The sequence below is a fragment of the Mesorhizobium sp. B2-6-4 genome (assembly GCF_006441495.1).
In the GTDB taxonomy this organism is placed as follows: Bacteria; Pseudomonadota; Alphaproteobacteria; order Rhizobiales; family Rhizobiaceae; genus Mesorhizobium.
On sequence record NZ_VFUE01000008.1, the window covers coordinates 36,502 to 57,148 of the forward strand.

Annotated in this window: 15 protein-coding genes; 9 read left to right on the forward strand and 6 right to left on the reverse strand. The window is 65.3% G+C overall.

The window, feature by feature from the left end:
* Positions 1 to 118: 118 nt before the first annotated feature.
* From FJ426_RS12690 to FJ426_RS12730, 9 genes are all read left to right on the forward strand, one after another.
* Positions 119 to 721: an ANTAR domain-containing response regulator gene (locus FJ426_RS12690; protein ID WP_140496174.1), complete on the forward strand. Its 603-nt coding sequence runs from the start codon at positions 119 to 121 to the stop codon at positions 719 to 721.
* A gap of 2 nt (positions 722 to 723) precedes the next feature.
* Complete coding sequence (locus FJ426_RS12695) at positions 724 to 1,950, forward strand: CmpA/NrtA family ABC transporter substrate-binding protein (protein WP_181167297.1); 1,227 nt, start codon at positions 724 to 726, stop codon at positions 1,948 to 1,950.
* A 335-nt stretch (positions 1,951 to 2,285) separates the two neighbouring features.
* On the forward strand, positions 2,286 to 3,602 hold the full coding sequence (locus FJ426_RS12700) for a CmpA/NrtA family ABC transporter substrate-binding protein (protein ID WP_140560374.1): 1,317 nt from the start codon (positions 2,286 to 2,288) through the stop codon (positions 3,600 to 3,602).
* Between the two features lie 80 nt (positions 3,603 to 3,682).
* Entirely contained in the window at positions 3,683 to 4,573 is an 891-nt protein-coding gene (gene ntrB, locus FJ426_RS12705) for a nitrate ABC transporter permease (RefSeq protein WP_140560352.1), read from the forward strand.
* A 10-nt stretch (positions 4,574 to 4,583) separates the two neighbouring features.
* Positions 4,584 to 5,381 (forward strand): ABC transporter ATP-binding protein, encoded by a 798-nt coding sequence (locus FJ426_RS12710; protein ID WP_140560351.1) that lies wholly within the window; start codon positions 4,584 to 4,586, stop codon positions 5,379 to 5,381.
* Positions 5,382 to 5,385: 4 nt separating this feature from the next.
* Positions 5,386 to 7,836, forward strand: coding sequence for a nitrite reductase large subunit NirB (nirB, locus tag FJ426_RS12715; RefSeq protein ID WP_140522289.1), 2,451 nt, complete (start codon positions 5,386 to 5,388; stop codon positions 7,834 to 7,836).
* A gap of 208 nt (positions 7,837 to 8,044) precedes the next feature.
* Positions 8,045 to 8,374, forward strand: coding sequence for a nitrite reductase small subunit NirD (gene nirD, locus FJ426_RS12720; RefSeq protein WP_140522291.1), 330 nt, complete (start codon positions 8,045 to 8,047; stop codon positions 8,372 to 8,374).
* Between the two features lie 3 nt (positions 8,375 to 8,377).
* Positions 8,378 to 11,269 carry a nitrate reductase gene (locus FJ426_RS12725; RefSeq protein WP_140560350.1) on the forward strand — a complete coding sequence of 964 codons (2,892 nt, stop codon included), beginning with the start codon at positions 8,378 to 8,380 and terminating at the stop codon, positions 11,267 to 11,269.
* Positions 11,270 to 11,651: 382 nt separating this feature from the next.
* Positions 11,652 to 12,506 carry a hypothetical protein gene (locus tag FJ426_RS12730; RefSeq protein WP_140560349.1) on the forward strand — a complete coding sequence of 285 codons (855 nt, stop codon included), beginning with the start codon at positions 11,652 to 11,654 and terminating at the stop codon, positions 12,504 to 12,506.
* A gap of 187 nt (positions 12,507 to 12,693) precedes the next feature.
* Here the strand turns inward: FJ426_RS12730 and FJ426_RS12735 are convergent, their stop codons facing one another.
* From FJ426_RS12735 to FJ426_RS12760, 6 genes are all read right to left on the reverse strand, one after another.
* Positions 12,694 to 14,208, reverse strand: coding sequence for an aldehyde dehydrogenase family protein (locus FJ426_RS12735; RefSeq protein ID WP_140556643.1), 1,515 nt, complete (start codon positions 14,206 to 14,208; stop codon positions 12,694 to 12,696).
* Positions 14,209 to 14,379: 171 nt separating this feature from the next.
* Positions 14,380 to 15,642 carry an RNA polymerase sigma factor gene (locus FJ426_RS12740; protein ID WP_140556641.1) on the reverse strand — a complete coding sequence of 421 codons (1,263 nt, stop codon included), beginning with the start codon at positions 15,640 to 15,642 and terminating at the stop codon, positions 14,380 to 14,382.
* Positions 15,639 to 16,013, reverse strand: coding sequence for a YciI family protein (locus FJ426_RS12745; protein WP_140496184.1), 375 nt, complete (start codon positions 16,011 to 16,013; stop codon positions 15,639 to 15,641). The genes FJ426_RS12740 and FJ426_RS12745 overlap by 4 nt, the downstream gene beginning before the upstream one ends.
* Positions 16,014 to 16,097: 84 nt before the next feature.
* Complete coding sequence (locus tag FJ426_RS12750) at positions 16,098 to 17,201, reverse strand: DNA topoisomerase IB (RefSeq protein WP_140560348.1); 1,104 nt, start codon at positions 17,199 to 17,201, stop codon at positions 16,098 to 16,100.
* 130 nt (positions 17,202 to 17,331) lie between these two features.
* On the reverse strand, positions 17,332 to 18,216 hold the full coding sequence (locus FJ426_RS12755; RefSeq protein ID WP_140496186.1) for a transglutaminase family protein: 885 nt from the start codon (positions 18,214 to 18,216) through the stop codon (positions 17,332 to 17,334).
* Between the two features lie 14 nt (positions 18,217 to 18,230).
* Positions 18,231 to 20,642 carry a circularly permuted type 2 ATP-grasp protein gene (locus FJ426_RS12760; RefSeq protein ID WP_140560347.1) on the reverse strand — a complete coding sequence of 804 codons (2,412 nt, stop codon included), beginning with the start codon at positions 20,640 to 20,642 and terminating at the stop codon, positions 18,231 to 18,233.
* Positions 20,643 to 20,647: the final 5 nt, after the last annotated feature.

Consider the following 20,647-nt stretch of genomic DNA (forward strand, 5'->3'; position numbering starts at 1 on the left):
ATCGCTGAAGTGCATCTGCGTGGCCTGATTGCAATGCGGTAAGCTGCGGCCACGCCCCTTCTGCTGCACTGGCTATGCCGCATTGCACAATTCCGCGACCTTGCCCACAATGCGGGGCATGGTCCTATCCTCCCTAGCCGTCCTGGTGATCGACGAAAACCGTATCCGCGCCTCGATCATCGAGGCGGGACTGCGCGAGGCCGGCCATCAGCGGGTGACCGTCGTCCATGACGTGGCGGGCATTGCGCGCCGCATCGCCGAGATCGAACCCGACGTGATTGTCATCGACCTCGAAAATCCCAACCGCGACATGCTGGAGAACATGTTCCAGCTGTCGCGCGCGGTGAAGCGCCCGATCGCCATGTTCGTCGACCGTTCCGACCAGGCCTCTATCGAGGCCGCGGTCGATGCCGGCGTGTCCGCCTATGTCGTCGATGGCCTCAGGCAGGAACGCGTGAAGCCGATCCTCGACATGGCCGTCAGCCGCTTCAACGCCTTTTCTCGCATGGCACGCGAACTGGAGGAAGCGCGCAGCGAACTCGAGAACCGCAAGGTCATCGACCGCGCCAAGGGAATATTGATGAAATCGCGGGGTCTGAGCGAAGACGCGGCCTACACGCTGCTGCGCAAGACGGCGATGAACCAGAACCGCAAGATCAGCGACATCGCCCATAGCCTGGTGACGACAGCCGGGCTGCTCGGGCCGCTGGAGGATGAATGAGCATGACAGCTGCGCATCAGATCACCGCCGGCTTCATGCCCCTGTTCGACAGCGCCGTGCTGGTCGCGGCCGGCGAAATGGGCTTTGCCGCGCGCGAAGGCGTCGATCTCGTCCTCCACCGCGAAACCTCCTGGGCCAACATCCGCGACCGCATCGCCATTGGCCATTTCGACCTTGCCCATATGCTTGGGCCGATGCCGCTCGCCTGCAACCTCGGGCTCACGCCGCTGGCATCCGAGACGATCGTGCCCTTTTCGCTCGGCCTCGGCGGCAATTGCGTCACCATCTCCAACGCCGTCTGGGAAGGCATGGCGGCGCACGGCGCCGTATCGGATCTCGATCCGGCCCGCGCCGGCGCGGCGCTCGGCGCGTTTATCCGCGAACGCGCGGCGGCCGGCCGCGACCCGCTACGCTTCGCCGTCGTGCATCCGCATTCCGGGCACAATTACGAACTGCGCTATTGGCTCGCCGCCTGCGGCATCGACCCCGACGGTGAGATCGAGATCGTCATCGTGCCGCCGCCCTTCATGGCCGACGCGCTGGCCGCCGGCCGCATCGACGGCTATTGCGTCGGCGAACCCTGGAACAGTGCGTCCGTCGCGGCCGGCACCGGCCACATCGTCACCGTCAAGGCGCTTTTGTGGCGCAACAGTCCCGAAAAGGTGATCGGTGCGCGCAAGGCCTGGGCCGAAGCGCAGCCGGAGGCGCTGGCGGCGCTGCTCAGGGCACTGCACCACTCCGCCCGCTGGTGCCAGGACCCGGCCAATCGAGGCGAACTGGCGGCGCTGATGGCGCAGCCCGGCCTCCTTGGCCAGTCCGCCGAAATCCAGATGCCGGTCCTGACCGGACATCTCCGCCTCGGCAGCGGCGCCGAGCGGAACGTCGAGGACTTCTTCGTTCCGTTCGACAAGGCGGCGAACTTTCCCTGGAAGAGCCATGCGCTGTGGTTCTACACCCAGATGGTGCGCTGGGGCGATATCGCGCACACGCCTGAAAACCTCGCCGTCGCCCGCGACTGCTACCGGCCCGACCTCTATCGGGCGGCGCTGAAGCCACTCGGCGTAGCGCTGCCGGGCGCCAATGCCAAGGTCGAGGGGGCGTTGAAGATCGCAACGCCCGTCGGCTCGGCCGGGGCAAGCCTGGTGCTCGGCCCCGACGGTTTCTTCGACGGCCGCATCTTCGATCCGGACCAGATCGACGCTTATATCGGGGCGCAGCGGCAAGGGTGATCATTTCCGCGCCATTCTTGTGCATTGCACAAAATTTATGCGGACTGATCGCATAGCTGACCAATGTTTGGCCTTGTCACCTGGTGGCCGGATCTGCCCGTGAATCGGCTATTCAGCTGAATTCATTCGAAATTCCTTTCTAAGGCGAGACTGGCACGGTTCCTGCATTGAAATAACCGGACCCTTAGTGGGTCACGGAACAGGCGTCCAATGGCGGGCGCCCACAGGCAAAGCTGCCGCTCAGGTCAAGACGCGATCCGGATTCCCGGACGCGAAGACCTGGCCGGCGGCTTTTTTGTTTTCCCGTTCAACCGGAGACGATGATGAAGAAGACGATGAAGAAATGGCTCGGCACCGGTACATCGCTCGGTGATGTGACGCGCCGCGATTTCCTGATCAGCAGCGCCATGACGGCAGGCTTGTTCGTGGCCGCCCGCAAGCTCTTCCCCTCCGGCGCCTATGCCGCCACCTCCGCTCCCGAAGTCACCGGCGCCAAGCTCGGCTTCATCGCGCTGACCGATGCCGCGCCGCTGATGGTCGCCAAGGAAAAGGGCCTGTTCGCCAAATTCGGCATGCCCGATGTCGAAGTGCTCAAGCAGGCTTCCTGGGGCGCGACGCGCGACAATCTGATGCTCGGCGGTGCCGCCAACGGCATCGATGGCGCCCATATCCTGACGCCCATGCCCTATCTGATGCACACCGGCAAGGTGACGCAGAACAACCAGCCGCTGCCGATGGCGATCGTGGCGCGGCTCAACTACGACTGCCAAGGCATTTCGGTCGCGCAGGAATATGCCGTCACCGGCGTCGGCCTCGACGCGTCGAAGCTGAAGGAGGCCTTCGCCGCCAAGAAGGCTGCCGGCAAGGAGGTCAAGGCCGCCATGACCTTCCCGGGCGGCACGCATGATCTATGGCTGCGCTACTGGCTTGCCGCCGGCGGCATCGATCCCGACAAGGACGTCTCGACCATCGTCGTGCCGCCGCCGCAGATGGTGGCCAACATGAAAGTCGGCAACATGGACGTGTTCTGCGTCGGCGAGCCGTGGAACGAGCAGCTCGTCCATCAGGGCGTCGGCTTCACCGCCGCCACCACGGGCGAATTGTGGAAGGGGCATCCCGAAAAGGCGCTCGGCCTGCGCGCCGAATTCATCGACAAATATCCGAATGCCACCAAGGCGATCCTGATGGCGGTCATGGAAGCCCAGCAATGGTGTGAGGCCGCGGAAAACAAGAATGAGATGGCCGCCATCATCGGCAAGCGGCAATGGATGAACGTGCCAGCCGCCGACATCATCGGCCGCCTCCAGGGTGACATCAATTACGGCAACGGTCGTGTCGCCACCGGCACCGATCTCTACATGAAATTCTGGAAGGGCGGCGTCTCGTACCCGTTCAAGAGCCATGATTCCTGGTTCCTTGCCGAGAACATACGCTGGGGCAAGTTCGCGCCGACCACCGACATCAAGGCGCTGGTCGACCAGGTCAACCGCGAGGATCTGTGGCGCGAGGCGGCCAAGGACCTCGGCGTGGCGGCCGCCGACGTTCCGGCGTCCTCCTCGCGCGGCGTCGAGACCTTCTTCGACGGCAAGGTCTTCGATCCGGCCAATCCGTCCGCCTATCTCGACAGCCTGAAGATCAAGGTCGCGGCGTAGGCGCTAAGGCCGCCTCCAGCGCAATGGCGCGGAGCGCGGTTGTCGCTCACCAAGACCCGCCCAAGGAGTTTTTCCCAGACATGTCGATCCAGACTATCGAGGACAGCAAGGTGAAGGCGTCCCCCGCCAAGCCGGCCGAAATCATCACCTTCACCGCCAAGGCGCGGCGGCGCTTCGATCCGCTCGCGATCGCCGGCAGGCTGGCCAGCACGCTGGTGCCGCCGGTTATCGTCATCGCCCTCATGCTCGTCGTCTGGCAGATCGCCTGCTCGTCGCCCACATCGAGCCTGCCGCCGCCCAGCCAAGTGTGGAACGAGGCCTACGACCTGATCGCGCATCCCTTCTTCGACAACGGCCCGCAGGACATCGGGCTCGCCTGGCGGGTGCTGATCTCGCTGCAGCGCGTCGCCATCGGCTTTGGCCTGGCGGCGATCGTCGGCGTCGCGCTCGGCGCGCTGGTCGGCCAGTCGATCTGGGCCATGCGCGGCCTCGACCCTGTGTTCCAGATCCTGCGCACCGTGCCGCCGTTGGCCTGGCTGCCGCTCTCACTGGCGGCGTTCCGCGATTCCAGCCCATCGGCGCTGTTCGTCATTTTCATCACGTCGATCTGGCCGATCATCATCAACACCGCCGTGGGCGTTCGCAACATTCCGCAGGACTATCGCAACGTCGGGCGCATCCTGCGGCTCAACCAGTTCGAATTCTTCGTCAAGATCATGGTGCCGGCGGCCGCGCCCTACATCTTTACCGGCCTGAGGATCGGCATCGGCCTGTCCTGGCTCGCCATCGTCGCCGCCGAAATGCTGACCGGCGGCGTCGGCATCGGCTTCTTCATCTGGGACGCTTGGAACTCGTCGCGGCTGCCCGACATCATCGTCGCGCTCGCCTATATCGGCGTCACCGGCTTCTGCCTCGATCGCATGGTCGCGGCGGTCGGCGCCTTCGTCACCCGCGGCACAACGGCAAAGTGAGGGGACGCTGATGCCCGCCTATCTGAAACTTGACCATATCGACAAATCCTTCGCCCGCGGCGGCCAGGTCAGCGAGGTCCTGAGAGACATCAGGCTGACCATCGACAAGGGCGAATTCGTCTCCATCATCGGCCATTCCGGTTGCGGCAAGTCAACCTTGCTGAACCTGATCGCCGGCCTGACCACAGTGTCCGCCGGCGCCGTGCTGCTCGAGGACAAGGAGGTCGACAGCCCCGGTCCCGAACGCGCCGTGGTGTTCCAGAACCATTCGCTGCTGCCCTGGTTGACAGTCTACGAGAACATCAGCCTGGCGGTGTCGAAAGTCTTCGGCCGTTCGAAGAGCAAGGCCGAGCGGCATGACTGGATCATGCGCAATCTCGACCTCGTGCAGATGGCGCACGCCAGGGACAAGCGACCGGCCGAGATCTCCGGCGGCATGAGGCAGCGCGTCGGCATTGCGCGCGCGCTCGCCATGGAGCCGAAGATCCTGCTGCTCGACGAGCCGTTCGGCGCGCTCGACGCGCTGACGCGAGCCCACCTCCAAGACGCGGTGATGGACATCCACGCCAGGCTCGGCTCGACGACGATCATGATCACCCATGATGTCGACGAGGCGGTGCTGCTCTCCGACCGCATCGTCATGATGACCAACGGTCCGGCGGCGACCGTCGGCGAGGTGCTTCCGGTGCCGCTGGCGCGGCCGCGTAGGCGCATCGAGCTCTCTTCCGACCGCACCTTCCTGCACTGCCGCGAGGCGGTGCTGAAATTCCTCTACGAACGCCACCGCTTCGTCGAAGCCGCGGAGTAACGCCATGACCCAAAAACTCGTCATCATCGGCAACGGCATGGCCCCCGGGCGCATGCTGGAGCACCTGCTGGAACAGGCGCCGGACCGCTACAGCGTCACCATCTTCAACGCCGAACCGCGCGTCAATTACGACCGCATCATGCTGTCGCCGGTCCTCTCGGGCGAGAAGGCCTACGAAGAAATCATCATCCATGGCGACGGCTGGTACATCGCCAACAACATCACCCTCTACAAGGGCCACAAGATCGTCGCCATCGACCGCGCAGCGAAGACCGTCACGTCGGACCACGGCGTCACCGAACCCTACGATAAGCTTGTCATCGCCACCGGCTCGGTGCCGTTCATCATCCCGGTGCCCGGCCACAACCTGCCCGGCGTTCTCACCTATCGCGACCTCGACGACGTCCAGGCGATGATGCTCGCGGCCCAGTCGCGCGCCAAGGCTGTGGTCATCGGCGGCGGACTGCTCGGACTGGAAGCAGCCGCGGGCCTCAACGCGCAAGGCATGGACGTCACCGTGCTGCATGTCATGCCGACGCTGATGGAGCGCCAGCTCGATCCGGCGGCAGGCTATCTGTTACAGCGCGCCGTCGAGCAGCGCGGGATCAAGGTTGTCACCAAGGCCAATACAAAGGCGATCACGGGCAACGGCAAGGTCGAGCAGGTCGAACTCGTCGACGGCACCGTCATCCCCGCGACGCTGGTGGTGATGGCCGTCGGTATCCGGCCGAACGCAGCGCTGGCGAAGGAGGCGGGCATCGCCGTCAACAGAGGCATCGTCGTCGATGCCGGCATGCGCAGCAACGACCCGGACATCTACGCGCTCGGCGAATGCGCCGAGGTCAACGGCCAGATCTATGGGCTGGTCGCCCCCCTATACGAGATGGCCCGCGTCGCCGCCCGCCAGCTCGCCGGCGACGAGGCGGCCGGTTTTGTCCACATGGACACGCCGACCAAGCTCAAGGTCACCGGCATCGACCTGTTCTCGCTCGGCGACTTCGCAGAGGGCGAGGACCGCCAGGAGATCGTGCTGCGCGACGCGGCGGCCGGCGTCTACAAGCGCCTCGTGCTCAAGGACGACCGCATCATCGGCACCGTGCTCTACGGCGAGACCGCGGACGGCGCCTGGTTCAACGACCTCAAGAAGAAGCAAACAGACATATCGCAAATGCGCGATACGTTGATCTTCGGCCAGTCCTACCAGGGGGGTGCCCCACTGGACCCTATGGCGGCCGTTGCAGCCTTGCCGGATGATGCGGAAATCTGCGGCTGCAACGGCGTCTGCAAGGGCAAGATCACGGGCGCGATCGCGGCCAAGGGGCTGACTTCGCTCGACGACGTGCGCGCGCACACCAAGGCGTCGGCCTCCTGCGGCTCCTGCACCGGGCTGGTCGAAAAACTTATGGTGCTGACCATCGGCGACAAGTACAACCCGGCCGCCGTACAGCCCATGTGCTCCTGCACGACGCTCGGCCATGACGAGGTGCGCCGGCTGATCAAGGCCAAGGCGCTGAAGACCATTCCCGCGATCATGCAGGAACTGGAATGGAAAACCTCCTGCGGCTGCGCCAAATGCCGGCCGGCACTCAACTATTATCTCGTCTGCGACTGGCCGGACGAATACGCGGACGACTACCAGTCACGCTTCATCAACGAGCGCGTCCACGCCAACATCCAGAAGGACGGCACCTATTCGGTGGTGCCGCGCATGTGGGGCGGCGTCACCAATGCCGCCGAACTGCGCGCCATCGCCGATGTCGTCGATAAGTTCGATATCCCGATGGTCAAGGTCACCGGCGGCCAGCGCATCGACATGCTGGGCATCCGCAAGGAAGACCTGCCGGCGGTGTGGGCCGACCTCGGCCAGGCCGGCTTCGTCTCCGGCCACGCCTATGCCAAGGGACTGCGCACGGTGAAGACCTGCGTCGGTTCCGACTGGTGCCGCTTCGGCACGCAGGATTCCACCGGTCTCGGCATCCGCATCGAGAAATTCATGTGGGGCTCGTGGACGCCGGCCAAGGTCAAGATGGCGGTGTCGGGTTGTCCGAGGAACTGCGCCGAGGCGACCTGCAAAGACGTCGGCGTCATCTGCGTCGACAGTGGCTACGAGATCCACTTCGCGGGTGCGGCAGGCCTCGACATCAAGGGCACCGAAGTGCTTGGCCTGGTCAAGACCGAGGACGAAGCGCTGGAGCATATCGTGGCGCTGACGCAGATGTACCGCGAGCAGGCCCGCTATCTCGAACGCATCTACAAATGGGCCAAGCGCGTCGGCATCGCCGAGATCAAGCGCCAGATCATGGACGATGGCGACAAGCGCAAGGCCTTCTACGACCGCTTCGTCTTTTCCCAGAAATTCGCCCAGGTCGATCCGTGGTCGGAACGCGTGTCAGGCAAGGACAAGCACGAGTTCCGGCCGATGGCCTCGGTCGGGTTCGCGGAGGCGGCGGAGTGATGGAGATGTTCGCGCGAGCCACCCTCTGTCCCGCCGGCCATCTCCCCCTCAAGGGGGGAGATTGGATGCCACAACGGCCTTTGCCAATCGCCAACTTCGCAGAACGGACGCCATCAGCAAAACTGCCGATCTCCCCCCTTGAGGGGGAGATGGCCGGCAGGACAGAGGGGGGTGCCTGGGCGCATTCGTATCAAATAAAGGCGACCCAATGACCTGGACACCGATCGGCTCCCTGTCCGACATCCCCCGCCGGGGCGCGCGCTGTGTTGCCACGCCGCAGGGCAAGATCGCTATCTTCCGCACCGCCGAGGACCAGGTCTTCGCCATCGACGATCATTGCCCGCACAGAGGCGGGCCGCTGAGCCAGGGCATCGTGCATGGCGCGGCGGTCACCTGCCCCCTGCACAATTGGGTCATCTCGCTGGAGACCGGCAAGGCGCTCGGCGCCGACGAGGGCGCGGTGCGCACCATTCCGGTGAAGATCGAGGGCGAGCGTTTGTTCATCGCGCTCGAAGCGCTGGCAAGCCGCGCGGCCTGACCCATGCAGATTGGCGAAGCACGCGAGGTGAGGACCACTTGCCCCTATTGCGGGGTAGGCTGCGGCGTGCTGGCGAAGGTCGCCGCGGACGGACAGGTGTCGGTCCGCGGCGACCCCGACCATCCCGCGAATCTCGGCCGGCTCTGCTCCAAGGGCTCTGCTCTTGCCGAGACCATCGGCCTCGACGGCAGGCTGCTCCACCCCGAGATCCACGGCCGCCGCGCCTCCTGGAATGAGGCACTCGATCTTGTCGCGTCGACCTTCTCGCAAACCATTGCCGAACATGGGCCGGATGCGGTCGCCTTCTATGTCTCCGGCCAGTTGCTGACCGAGGACTATTATCTCGCCAACAAATTGATGAAGGGGTTCATCGGCTCGGCCAATATCGACACCAATTCGCGCCTCTGCATGGCCTCCTCGGTCGCCGGCCATCGCCGCGCCTTCGGCTCCGACACGGTGCCCGGAACCTACGAGGATCTGGAGCTTGCCGATCTCATCGTGCTGGTCGGCTCGAATCTCGCCTGGTGCCATCCCGTGCTCTACCAGCGCATAGCTGCCGCGCGTGAGAAGCGCCCGGAAATGAAGATCGTCCTGGTCGACCCCCGCCGCACCATGACATCCGATATCGCCGACATGCACCTGGCGATCGCACCGGATGGCGACGTCGCCCTGTTCACCGGCCTGCTCGCCTGGCTCGGCCAGCACAATGCGCTCGACCGCGCCTACATCACCGCTCACACGACCGGCTTCGGACAAGCCCTTTTCGCCGCCTCGGCACTCGACCTTGCCGGCATCGCTGCCGCCACGGGCCTGAGCGAGGACGAGCTCGCCCGCTTCTACGGCCTGTTCGCCGCGACCGCCAAGACCGTCACGGTCTATAGCCAAGGCGTCAACCAGTCGTCGTCTGGCACCGACAAGGTCAACGCCATCATCAACTGCCACCTCGCCACCGGTCGCATCGGCAGGCCCGGCGCCGGGCCGTTCTCGGTCACCGGCCAGCCCAACGCCATGGGCGGACGCGAGGTCGGCGGCATGGCCAACATGCTGGCCGCGCATATGGAGATTGAAAATTCGGGGCATCGCGAACGCGTGAAGCGCTTCTGGAATGCACCTGACATCGCGCAAAAGCCCGGCCTGAAAGCGGTCGACATGTTCCGGGCGGTCGCCGACGGGCGGATCAAGGCGCTGTGGATCCTCGCCACCAATCCTGTCGATTCGATGCCCGATGCCGACGCCGTCGAAGCAGCGATCAAGGCCTGCCCGTTTGTGGTGGTGTCGGACGTGCAGGCCGACACAGACACGGTGCGCCATGCCCATGTCCGGCTGCCGGCCACCGCCTGGGGCGAGAAGGACGGCACCGTTACCAATTCCGAGCGCCGCATCTCGCGCCAGCGCCCGTTCCTGGCCGCGCCCGGCGAGGCGCGGCCGGATTGGTGGATCATCGCCGAAGTGGCGCAGCGGATGGGTTTTGGCGAAGCGTTCGCGCATGCGTCCCCGGCGGAGGTTTTTGGCGAGCATGCCGCGCTGTCGGGATTTGAAAACGACGGTGGGCGCGATTTCGACATTGGGGTTTATGCCGGCCTCGATGGGGAGGAATACGACGCGCTGGCGCCTTTCCAATGGCCAGCACCGAGCCCGGCCACCCCCCTCTGGCCTGCCGGCCATCTCCCCCTCAAGGGGGGAGATTGGATGCCACGACGGCCTTCGCCAATCGCCGATATCTCAGGACGAGCGCCGTCGACAAAACTGCCGATCTCCCCCCTAGAGGGGGAGATGTCCGGCAGGACAGAGGGGGGCGCCTGGGCTCGACATCTCTCGGAGGGGAACGTTCAAGCTGAGCCCCAACCGGAGAACGATAAAGCAGGGCCACCGAACACCCGCTTCTTCGCCGACGGCAATTTCTACACGCCCGACCGCAAGGCGCGCTTCATCGCCGTCCGCCCTGTCACGGAAACCCGCACGGACGAGAAATTCCCCCTCGTCCTCAACACCGGCCGTGTCCGCGACCATTGGCACACCATGACGCGCACCGGCAAAAGCCCGCGTCTGTCGCAGCACATGGCCGAACCCTTCGTCGAGATCCATCCCGACGACGCCGCGCGATACGGCATCGGCGACGCCGACATCGCGCGCGTTTCCAGCCCGCGCGGAGCCGTGCTCGTGCGCGCGCTGGTCACGTCCCGCCAGCGCCGGGGCAGCGTGTTTGCGCCGATGCACTGGACGGACCAGTTCGCCGCCAAGGGCCGACTCGACACGCTCACGGCGCCGCTCACCGACCCGGTTTCCGGCCAGCCGGCACTGAAGCACGTCGCGGTGCACATCGAGAAATTCGCCGCGATGGCGTTCGGCTTCGCCGTGACCCGACAAAGGCCCGAAGCGGTCGCCGGCGACTATTGGGCCGTGGCCCGCTGCAGGGATGGCTGGCGGGTCGAGCTCGCCTTTGCAGACGACAAAATTGACTGGACGACTTTTGCCCAATCCCTGTTCGGCGCCTCGACCGATGCCGAAATACTCGCCTATCACGACCGCGATGCCGGCCAGCATCGCATCGCCGCCTTCGATGGCGTACAGCTCGCGGGCGCCCTGTTCGTCGCTCCCGGCCCGGTCGCCGTGTCGCGCGGATGGGCAACGCAGCAGCTCGAAGAGGCCCATGCCAGCCAACGCGAGCGCTTCCGCATCGTCGCCGGCCGCGCCGGTGCCGAACGGCCCGATGCCGGCGCGACCGTCTGCTCCTGTTTCAACGTCGGGATCAACCAGATCACGGCGGCGGTGGCTTCCGGCTGCACGAACGTGGAAGCCATCGGCGCCGCGCTGAAGGCAGGCACCAATTGCGGCTCCTGCCGCTCTGAGATCCGCGCCATCATTCAGGCACATCGCGTTCAGGCGGCCGAGTAGGCGGCAGAACCCGCCATCGGCGGCCTCCCGATGCGTACGCGCCGGCGGACCCCGCGTCAGCCCATCATAGCCGGGCGGCAGGACGACACCCGGGGCGTAGCTGCGGTTGTCCAGATCGCTAAGCGCGCCGTACTTGCCGCCGTGTGGGTTGCCGCCGACGTCTCGCCGCCATCATTGGCTACAGAACTGGACTTTAGTCCGAGCTGTCTCATCTGGACACAAAAGCGCAAGGCTGAAAATGTCTTAATGCATGTCGCCCAAAAGTAACCTCGGTTTTGGGAGGACGACATGCACGAAAAAAGCCAAAAGCGCGTCGCATGAATCCGCTTCGACGCGACCCGCTCTTGGAGCGCAGTAAGCTTGGCCAACCAGAAGGAGGCGGATGCTGGACATCGAGGACATAGCCGCTCATCCGGATCTGCACCGCCACGTCCAGGAGCAGTCGCTGGCGCTGATCCACATCTACGAAGCCAGCCCGCGGCTTGCTTCCATATTCGCCACGCAGCAGCGCTGGCTGATGGGCCATGTCGGCCTTGCCATGCATTTCAGGCGCGACCCGGGCGACCGTCGCACCGCGTTGACGGTGTCGCGCTTCATCGAGTTCGTGCATCAGCACAAGATCGCCAGCCGCAACACCGCCGACGCTTTCATCAAGGAGATGCTGAATTACCGCATCGCCGAATACGTCGCGGGCGGAGACGGGCGCACCCACCCGTTGCAGCCGACAGCGGACACGGTGCGGACATTCACCGGATGGGTGCACGCACATCTACGGACCCTTGACCGGCTCGACGGCGCGGACCGGCTGGCGAGATACCTGGAGCGGCCCGATATGCTCGCCGCCCTGCAGCCCCTCGTGGCCGACGGCCTGCTTTCGTCCAAACCGGTGCGCGAACCCAACCAGACCTTTTCCCTGTTCATCTGGCTCAACAATGGCGGCATCGTCATGGATCGGCTCATGTCCGGCATCGACCCCGACCATGCCGGCCTAGATCGGATTCCGACCAGCGTGGTCTCGGTGGCGGAATTCGCCAGTTGGCTCAAACTGTCGCGCACCCACCTCGCCCGAAAACTACGCGATGCCGAGGCGCTCGGCAGCATCGGCTGGCTGGGCCAGCGCGGCAATTCCGTGATGTGGGTCTCGCACCGCTTCTTTCAGGAATACATGACCGTCCAGGCCGCCAAGCTGGCCATCGTGGATGCCGCCTTCGCAGCATGCTTTTCCACCGACCACTGAGAGACTCGCCGCTGCCCAGGCTATGAAGGCGGTCCGTGCCGCTGCGTATCCTCGAAACAAAAAAGCCGCCTCGGCGGCGGGACGTCAGCACCATACGAAGAATGACAGCATAACTGCCCTCAGCAGTGAACCTCAGGCCGCAGAACGGCCCGGGTGCGCAAGGTCACCCGAGCCGGAACCCGCAATGTCACTCGATGTCGAAGGAGACACCCTGGGCGAGCGGCAGCGCCTTGGAATAGTTCACCGTGTTGGTGGCGCGGCGCATATAGGCTTTCCACGCATCGGAGCCGCTCTCGCGGCCGCCGCCGGTTTCCTTTTCACCACCGAAGGCGCCGCCGATCTCGGCGCCCGACGTGCCGATATTGACATTGGCGATGCCGCAGTCCGAGCCGTCGACGCCGAGAAAGCGCTCGGACTCCTGCAGGTCGCGGGTGAAGATCGACGACGACAGCCCCGCTCCCACCGCATTGTGCTCGTCAAGCACGGCGTCGAAATCGGAATACTTCATCACATAGAGGATCGGCGCGAACGTCTCTTCGGTCACCGGCGAGACTTGGCTGGGCATTTCGACTAGCGCCGGATGCACGTAATAGGCGTCCGGATGGCCATTCTCGACCCGCGTGCCGCCGGTCACCTTGCCGCCGTGGGCGGACGCTTCCTGCAGCGCCTTCTGCATGGCTTCGTAGGCTGCCTTGTCGATCAGCGGCCCAACGAGCGCCGACGTCTCCAGCGGATTGCCGACAGAGACGCTCTGATAGGCCTTCTTCAGCCGCGGTACCAAGGCGTCGTAGACGCTGTCATGCACGAACAGGCGCCTCAGCGTCGTGCAGCGCTGGCCCGCCGTGCCCATCGCGCCAAAGGCAATCGCGCGCAACGCCATGTCGAGATCGGCGGTCGGGCAGACGATGCCGGCATTGTTGCCGCCGAGCTCCAGCACCGCGCGTGCAAAACGCTTGGCCAGGCGCGGGCCGACGTCGCGGCCCATGCGGGTCGAGCCGGTGGCGGAGACCAGCGGCACCTTGGGATGATCGACCAGGATCTCGCCGACGGCGCGGTCGCCGATCAGCACCGACGCTAGCCCTTCCGGCGCATCAGTGCCGAAGCGCTTGACGGCGCGCTTGAAGATCGCCTCGCAGGCAAGCGCCGTCAGCGGCGTTTTTTCGGAAGGCTTCCATACCACCGCGTCGCCGCAGACCAGCGCCAGCGCCGCATTCCACGACCACACCGCGACCGGGAAGTTGAAGGCGGAGATGACGCCGACCACGCCGAGCGGATGCCAGGTTTCCATCATCCGGTGTCCCGGACGCTCGGTGGCGATGGTCAGCCCGTACAATTGCCTGGAAAGACCGACGGCGAAGTCGCAGATGTCGATCATCTCCTGCACTTCGCCGAGCCCTTCCGAGGGGATCTTGCCGACCTCGATCGACACCAGCCGGCCAAGTTCGGCCTTGTGCGCGCGCAATTCTTCGCCGAGCAGCCGCACCAGCTCGCCGCGCTTCGGGCCCGGTACCAGCCGCCAGGCCTGGAACGCCTTGTGCGCGGCATCGATGGTCCTGGCCGCATCGGCCTGTGAGATCGTGCTCAATGCCGCGATCTGCTCGCCCGTCACCGGGCTGCGCACGATCAGGTCGCCGCCGGCAAGCACCTCCTTGGCAACACCCAGTTTCGCCAGCAGCTCGGCGGTTTCCTTCGCTATCGTCATGTCTGTCCCTTTCAGATCCCGCCATTCATGTGGCGTGGTCAAAGCATTGCGCCGTGCGTTCCCTATGCGATGAGGCGCAGGGTGGCGCTGTCTTGGCGTGCCAATAGCGGTTTCAGGAAAAAATCGCCACCCCGGCATGGTCCAAGCCCGGGCCAGACCATTGAACCAGCGTCAGCTTGCGGTGCGCGCTGCGCTGTCCTTCATCAGCCGGTCGATATGCATGCGTATATGGGCCGCTTCCGCCGCCGTGTTGGCAAGCGCGATGGCGCGGTCGAAGGCCACCCGCGCCTCCTCGCCCCGGTCGAGCTGCATCAAAAGCCCGCCCTTGAGGCCGAAGAAATGAAAATAGCCGGAAAGCCTCTGCTCCAGCGGCTCGATCATGGCGAGCGCGGCCTCCGGGCCACGCACCTTGGAGGCCGCGACCGCACGGTTGAGGGTGACGACGGGCGACGGCTGCATCTGTTCGAGCAGGCCGTAGAGCAGGTCGATCTCCACCCAGTCCGTGTCCTCGGCCTTCGCGGCCCGCGCATGCAGCGCGGCAATCGCCGCCTGCACCTGGTAAGGGCCGGGCTTGCGGTGGCGCAGTGCCTTGTCGACCAGCGCCAGCCCCTCGTCGATCATCTTGCGGCTCCACAGGCTGCGGTCCTGATCCTCGAGCAGCACGATCTCGCCGTCCGCATCGAAACGAGCCGGTGCGCGTGCATGCTGGAGCAGCAGCAGCGCCGTCAGCCCCATGATCTCCGGCTCGGTCTGGAACAGCCTGAGCAGCAGCCGGGCCAGCCGGATCGCCTCTTCGCACAGCGGCGCGCGGGCCGGCGCCTCGCCGCTGTTGGTCGAATAGCCCTCGTTGAAGATCAGGTAGACCATGGCCGCGACCGCGGCGAGCCGCTCCGAGCGCTCCACCGCGCCCGGCGTCTCGAACGGCACGCCTGCGTCGGCGATACGTGCCTTGGCGCGGGTGATGCGCTGCTCCATGGCGCTTTCGCCGACCAGGAAGGCGCGCGCGATCTGCTTGACCGTAAGGCCGGAGACGATGCGCAGCGCCACCGCGATCTGCTGCGTTGCCGGCAGGTCGGGATGGCAGCAGATGAACAGCAGCCGCAATATGTCGTCGCGGTAGTGCGCGCCATCGAGCCGCTCGGCGATGTCGCTCTCTGCGTCCTCGAGATCAGATATCTGGTCCTCTTCCGGCATCGGCGCCTGCTTGGCGCGCTTGCGCACCGCGTCGATGCCGCTGTTGCGTCCGACGAAGATCAGCCAGGCCGCCGGATCGCGCGGCGGACCGTTCTGCGGCCAGTTCTTCAGCGCCCTGAGGCAAGCGTCCTGGAAAGCTTCCTCCGCCGTATCGAGGTCGCGGAAATAGCGCAGCAGCGCACCCATCGCCTGCGGGCGAGCGGCGCTGATCGCTGAGCTGATCCAGGCAAGTTCGGTCATACGGCGACCCTAGTGGGATTGAAGATGGATACCGGCCGGATTTCGTAGGAGCCGCCGCTCGGATTGACCTCGGAAAGTTCGCGCGCGAACTCCACCGCCTCGTCGAGATCGGCGCATTCGAGCGTGTAGAAGCCGAGGAACTGTTCCTTGGTCTCGGCGAACGGCCCGTCGATGACGATCGATTCGCCCTTGACCTTCCTCAGCGTCGTCGCCGCCGTCGTCGGCAAAAGCCGCGCCACCGGGCCAAGCCGGCCGGCGTCCGCGTATTTCTGCTGGACATCGAGGATGTTGGCCATGACCTTGTCATCCTGCTCCTTGCTCCAGGAGCAGACGACGTCTTCGGAAGCATAGCACAAGATCGCGTAGAGCATGGTTTGTCCTCTTCTGTGTCAAAGGACGAAACACTAGGACCGATCCCGACACGGCGTCGATAAAAAAATCGAGGAGCCACGGATTCAGCGGCCGGTGGTTGCCGCGGGTCCGCTTTCGTGCGTCTTCAGCCATCGCAGCACGAGCGCTTCCTCGTCATCGAGACCGTCTATCGACCGTTTGCGCTTGTTGGCTTCCGCCATTTCGGCAAGCAGCCGTCCCTGCAGCCATGCTTCGAAGACTTGCGGATGGATATAGCATTGGCGGCAGACGGCGCGCGTGTTGCCCAGCCGCTCGGCGACCCTGTCGATGACGCTGTTCATCGCCCGTTTCTGCTGTGCCTGGCTGTCGGGCAGCACCGTTTGCGCGAACAGCGACGCGGCGTGAATGGTGCCGCCCCATGTACGGAAATGTTTCGAGCTGAATGCATCGCCGATGGCCTCGCGGATGTAGCGGTTGACGTCCTCGGAGCGCACCGGGTGTCTGTTGCCGTCCTCATCGAGATACTGGAACAGCTTTTGGCCCGGCAGGTCCTGCGCGCCCCGCACGATTCGCGCGATGCGGCGATCGACCAGCTTCAATTTCCATTCCTTGCCCGATTTGCCCTTGAAGGCGAACCGCAGGCTCGATCCCTTGATGTCGACATGGCGGTCCCGCAGCGTCGTCAGGCCGAAGCTCTTGTTGTCGCGGGCGTAAGCGGCGTTGCCGACTCGGATCATGGTGTTGTCGAGCAGCCAGACGATCGCGGCGACGACGCGTTCGAGCGGCAGGCCATGGCGGCGCAGGTCGCTGTCGATCCTGCGCCGAAGCTCCGGCAGGCTTTCGGCGAAAGCGACAAGGCTCGAATATTTGGCGCTGTCGCGTTCCTCGGCCCAACGCGGATGGTAGCGATATTGCTTGCGCCCGCGCTGATCCCTGCCGGTTGCCTGGATATGGCCGTCCGCCTCGGGCGAGATCCACACATCCGTCCAGGCCGGCGGGATAACGATCGCCTCGATGCGCGCTCGGGTGGCATCCGAGACCGGCCTTCCGTCAGGTCCCCTGTAGGAAAATCCCTTGCCCGCTTTCAGTCGGCGGATACCGGGCTCGGTATCGCTGACATAGTTCAGTGCGGCATCCTCGGCAGAGATCTGAGCGCCGTTCTTTGGTGCGGCCTCGCCGTCGATAGTCAATCCGGATTTCTGCAGCATGCTGGCCCCACGGAAACACCCGTAGATAAGCCTCTGGGCCGAGCACTGGTTCCATTCCTGTCCGAAAAGTCGGCGGCCACCCACGCCGGGGCGGAACCCTGCAAGGCGCTTTGCGCAAGCAGGCCTGACGTCAGGTCTTCTCCAGCACCACCGGAATAACGTCGACGGCTTGCTCTCCGACCTGTCCGCCGGTGGTCTTGAGAACGCCGACGATCGGCGCGACATCCGAATAGTCACGGCCATAGCCGACGGTGATGTGATCGTTGGAGGCCCGCATGCCGTTGGTCGGGTCGAACTCCTGCCAGCCGGCATCGCGCCCGCACCACACCTTGACCCATGCATGCATGGCGTCGGCGCCCTCCAGCCTGGCCTTGCCCTTGGGCGGAATGGTGCGCAGGAAGCCGCTGACATAGCCGGCCGGTATGCCAAGCCCGCGCAGGCCGGCGATCATGATATGCGAGAAATCCTGGCACACCCCGCGCTTCAGCCGGAATGCGTCGCCAGCCAGGGTCCGCACGGTTGTCGCCTCGCCATCATAGGTGAAATCGCGGTGGATGCGATTGCAGAGGTTCATCGCCGTACCGGCGGCCGAGCCGCCGACGCTATCGCGCGCATAGGCGGTGATCGCCGCATCGATGCCGGCGTGACCGCTGGGGGCCAGGAAATGGTGCGGTGTATCCGGTGCCAGCGAGCGCACGGCGGCGAGCTCCCGGCGCAGCCGGCTAAGGTCGGGCGACACGTCGAGCCCGGGTTCCGGTCGCGACACCGCCACGCGCGCGCTCATCCTGATGTCGAGCGCGTCATGCGCGTCGCGGAAGGCGATCGAGGTGATGTTGTTGCCGAAGAAATCGGAAAAATCCGAGCGTTCGTTTGGCGCCGGCGCGAAGGATAGCGACGCTGCGACGACGCGCTGCACGCCGTCGATGGTCGGCGGCAACACGCGCACCTGGTGACGGCCGCCGCCGGCGACGGCGGCGTAGTCATAGTGAAGGTGAAGCCTGATGTCGTAGAGCATGCCGGAGCGCCGCCTTATCCGAAATAGGCCTTGGCTAGGCTGCTGTAGAGCCCGCCTATCTCGCCGGCGAGATCGTTCAGCGCCTTCACCGTCATGTCCGCTGGCTCCTTGATGGCGATGGCTGTGTTGAGCTGCAGGATTTCCTTGGCAGCAGGCGACATGTGCCCCTCGCCACCGATCGCCGGCAGCAGTCCGATCTCGGCCTTCAGCCGTTCGAGCTGGAACAGGATGGAACGCGGGTTGAGCGGATCGAGCGCAAGAAGGTCGATCACCGTGCGGCGGCCGGCTTGCACAGGGTACTGCCGCCGGTGCGTCATGACGCTGTCGCCGATCTCCAGCATCATGTCGAGCGAGCCGTCCGGCGCCTTGTCACTGGTCAGCCGGGCGAGCGTGCTGGCGATCTGTATGCCGCGCTCCAGCCGCCGGCCGATCTCAAGGAAGCGCCAGCCCGCAAAGCGGTACATGTTCTCGTGCAGCAGGCCGGAAAAACCGGCGAGCTTGCGCAGGATGACGGTCATGGCCCGTGTCGCATCATCCCCCGGCGCCACCGTCGTCGCGAACTGATGGATGGTCTTCGACAGGTCCTTGAGGGCCAGCCAGCCATCCGGCGAGAAACGGTCGCGGATCTGGCCGGCGCTGTAGACGGCGCTGTCCAGCGTGCCGATCAGCCCCGATGGGATCGCTGTTTCGACATCGATGCCGAACGGTTCGAGATGATCCCTGATGTCGGCCAGCAACGGCATATCCGGGTCGGAGGTTTCGGCGAGCCGCACATGATAGGCGCGCAGGATGCGCACCGTGTCTTCCGAGCGTTCGATGTAGCGGCCCAGCCAGGTCAGGTTTTCCGCTGCGCGGCTGGGCAGGCTGCCCGGCCTGGTGCGGCTGAAGCTGTCACCCTCTTGTGGCAGCAGCGTCTCGCGCTCCACCGGCCGGTCGCTGACCACCCATACGTCGGCCGCCTGGCCGCCGCGCTGCATGGCGATCGCGGTCGGATCGAGCGACAGGCCGACGCGGGCGAACCCGCCCGGCATCACCGTCCAGCCCTCGGGCGTGCGCGCCAGGTAGACACGCAGGCTTGCCGGCCGCGGCTCCAGCCAGCCGCCGACATAGACGGGCGTCGTCGAAAGCGTCACCGCTTCCTGGCCGACGAAAGCGTCGCCGTCGCGTTCGATGCGCGCCACCAGGTCCGCCCGCTCCCCGGCCGACAGCGCGGAGCCAAGCCTAGTCTGGTCGTCGTCCTCGAAGGCCAGCCTCGTCGACAGCGCCGGCCCGATCACCATGCGGTCGATATTGGCGAGCACATGCGCTCGGTCGGATGCCTGACCGCACCACCATGTCGCGACGGTGGGCAGCTTGAGTTCCTCGCCCCGCAATTCGCGCGCGATCTTGGGCAGGAAGGCAAGCAGCGCGCGCGTTTCCATCAGGCCCGAGCCGAGCGCATTGACGGTGGAGACGCTGCCTTGCCGGATCGCCTCGACCAGGCCCGGCGTACCGATTTGCGACTCCGAGCGCAGTTCCAACGGATCGGCGAACGCCGCGTCCAGCCGTCGCCACAGCACGCTGATCGGCATCAGCCCGGAAACGGTGCGCACCATCAGCCTGCCCCCGGAAACGGTCAGGTCCTCGCCTTCGAGCAGCATGATGCCGAGATAGCGGGCGATATAGGCGTGTTCGTAATAGGTTTCGTTGAGCGGCCCAGGCGTCAATATGGCGACGCGGCCGTCAGCTTCCCTGGCCATGCCGATCAGCGCATCGCGAAAGCGCCGGAAGAAGCCGGCGAGGCGATGCACATGCATCTCGCCATAGATGTCCGACAGCGCGCGGGTCGTGGCGACGCGGTTCTCCAGAGCGAAACCGGCGCCGGATGGTGCCTGAGTACGGTCGCCCAACACCCACCAGCGGCCGTCCGGCCCGCGGCCGAGTTCGAAGGCGCAGAAATGCAGGAAATGGCCGTCGGCCGGACGAGTGCCAACCACGGGCCGCAAATATTCGGGGCTCGCCGCGATCAGTCCGGCCGGCAGGATGCCCTTCTCGACCAGCCGGTTCGGCCCGTATATATCGGCGATGATCTCCTCGAACAGCTCGGCGCGCTGCACCAGGCCGGCGCTGATCGCTGCCCACTCGGCGTCCTCGATGAGCACCGGAACATGCGCCAGCGGCCATTCGCGCTCGTTGGCGCCGGCCTTGTCATAGACGCGGTAATAGACGCCGGCGTCGCGCAGATACTGGTCGGCACGCGCAAAACGCTGGGCGAGTTCTTCGGCGCCGAGATCATCGAGCGCCTCGATGAAATGCTTCCAGGCCGGACGGGGATTGCCCGACGCGTCGACCATCTCGTCGACGACGCCGTCGATCGGCTGGTAGTGCTCCAGCAGGCGATGGATCTGCGCCTTGCCTCGTACCCGCTTGTGATTCCCCTTTGCCATGTCAG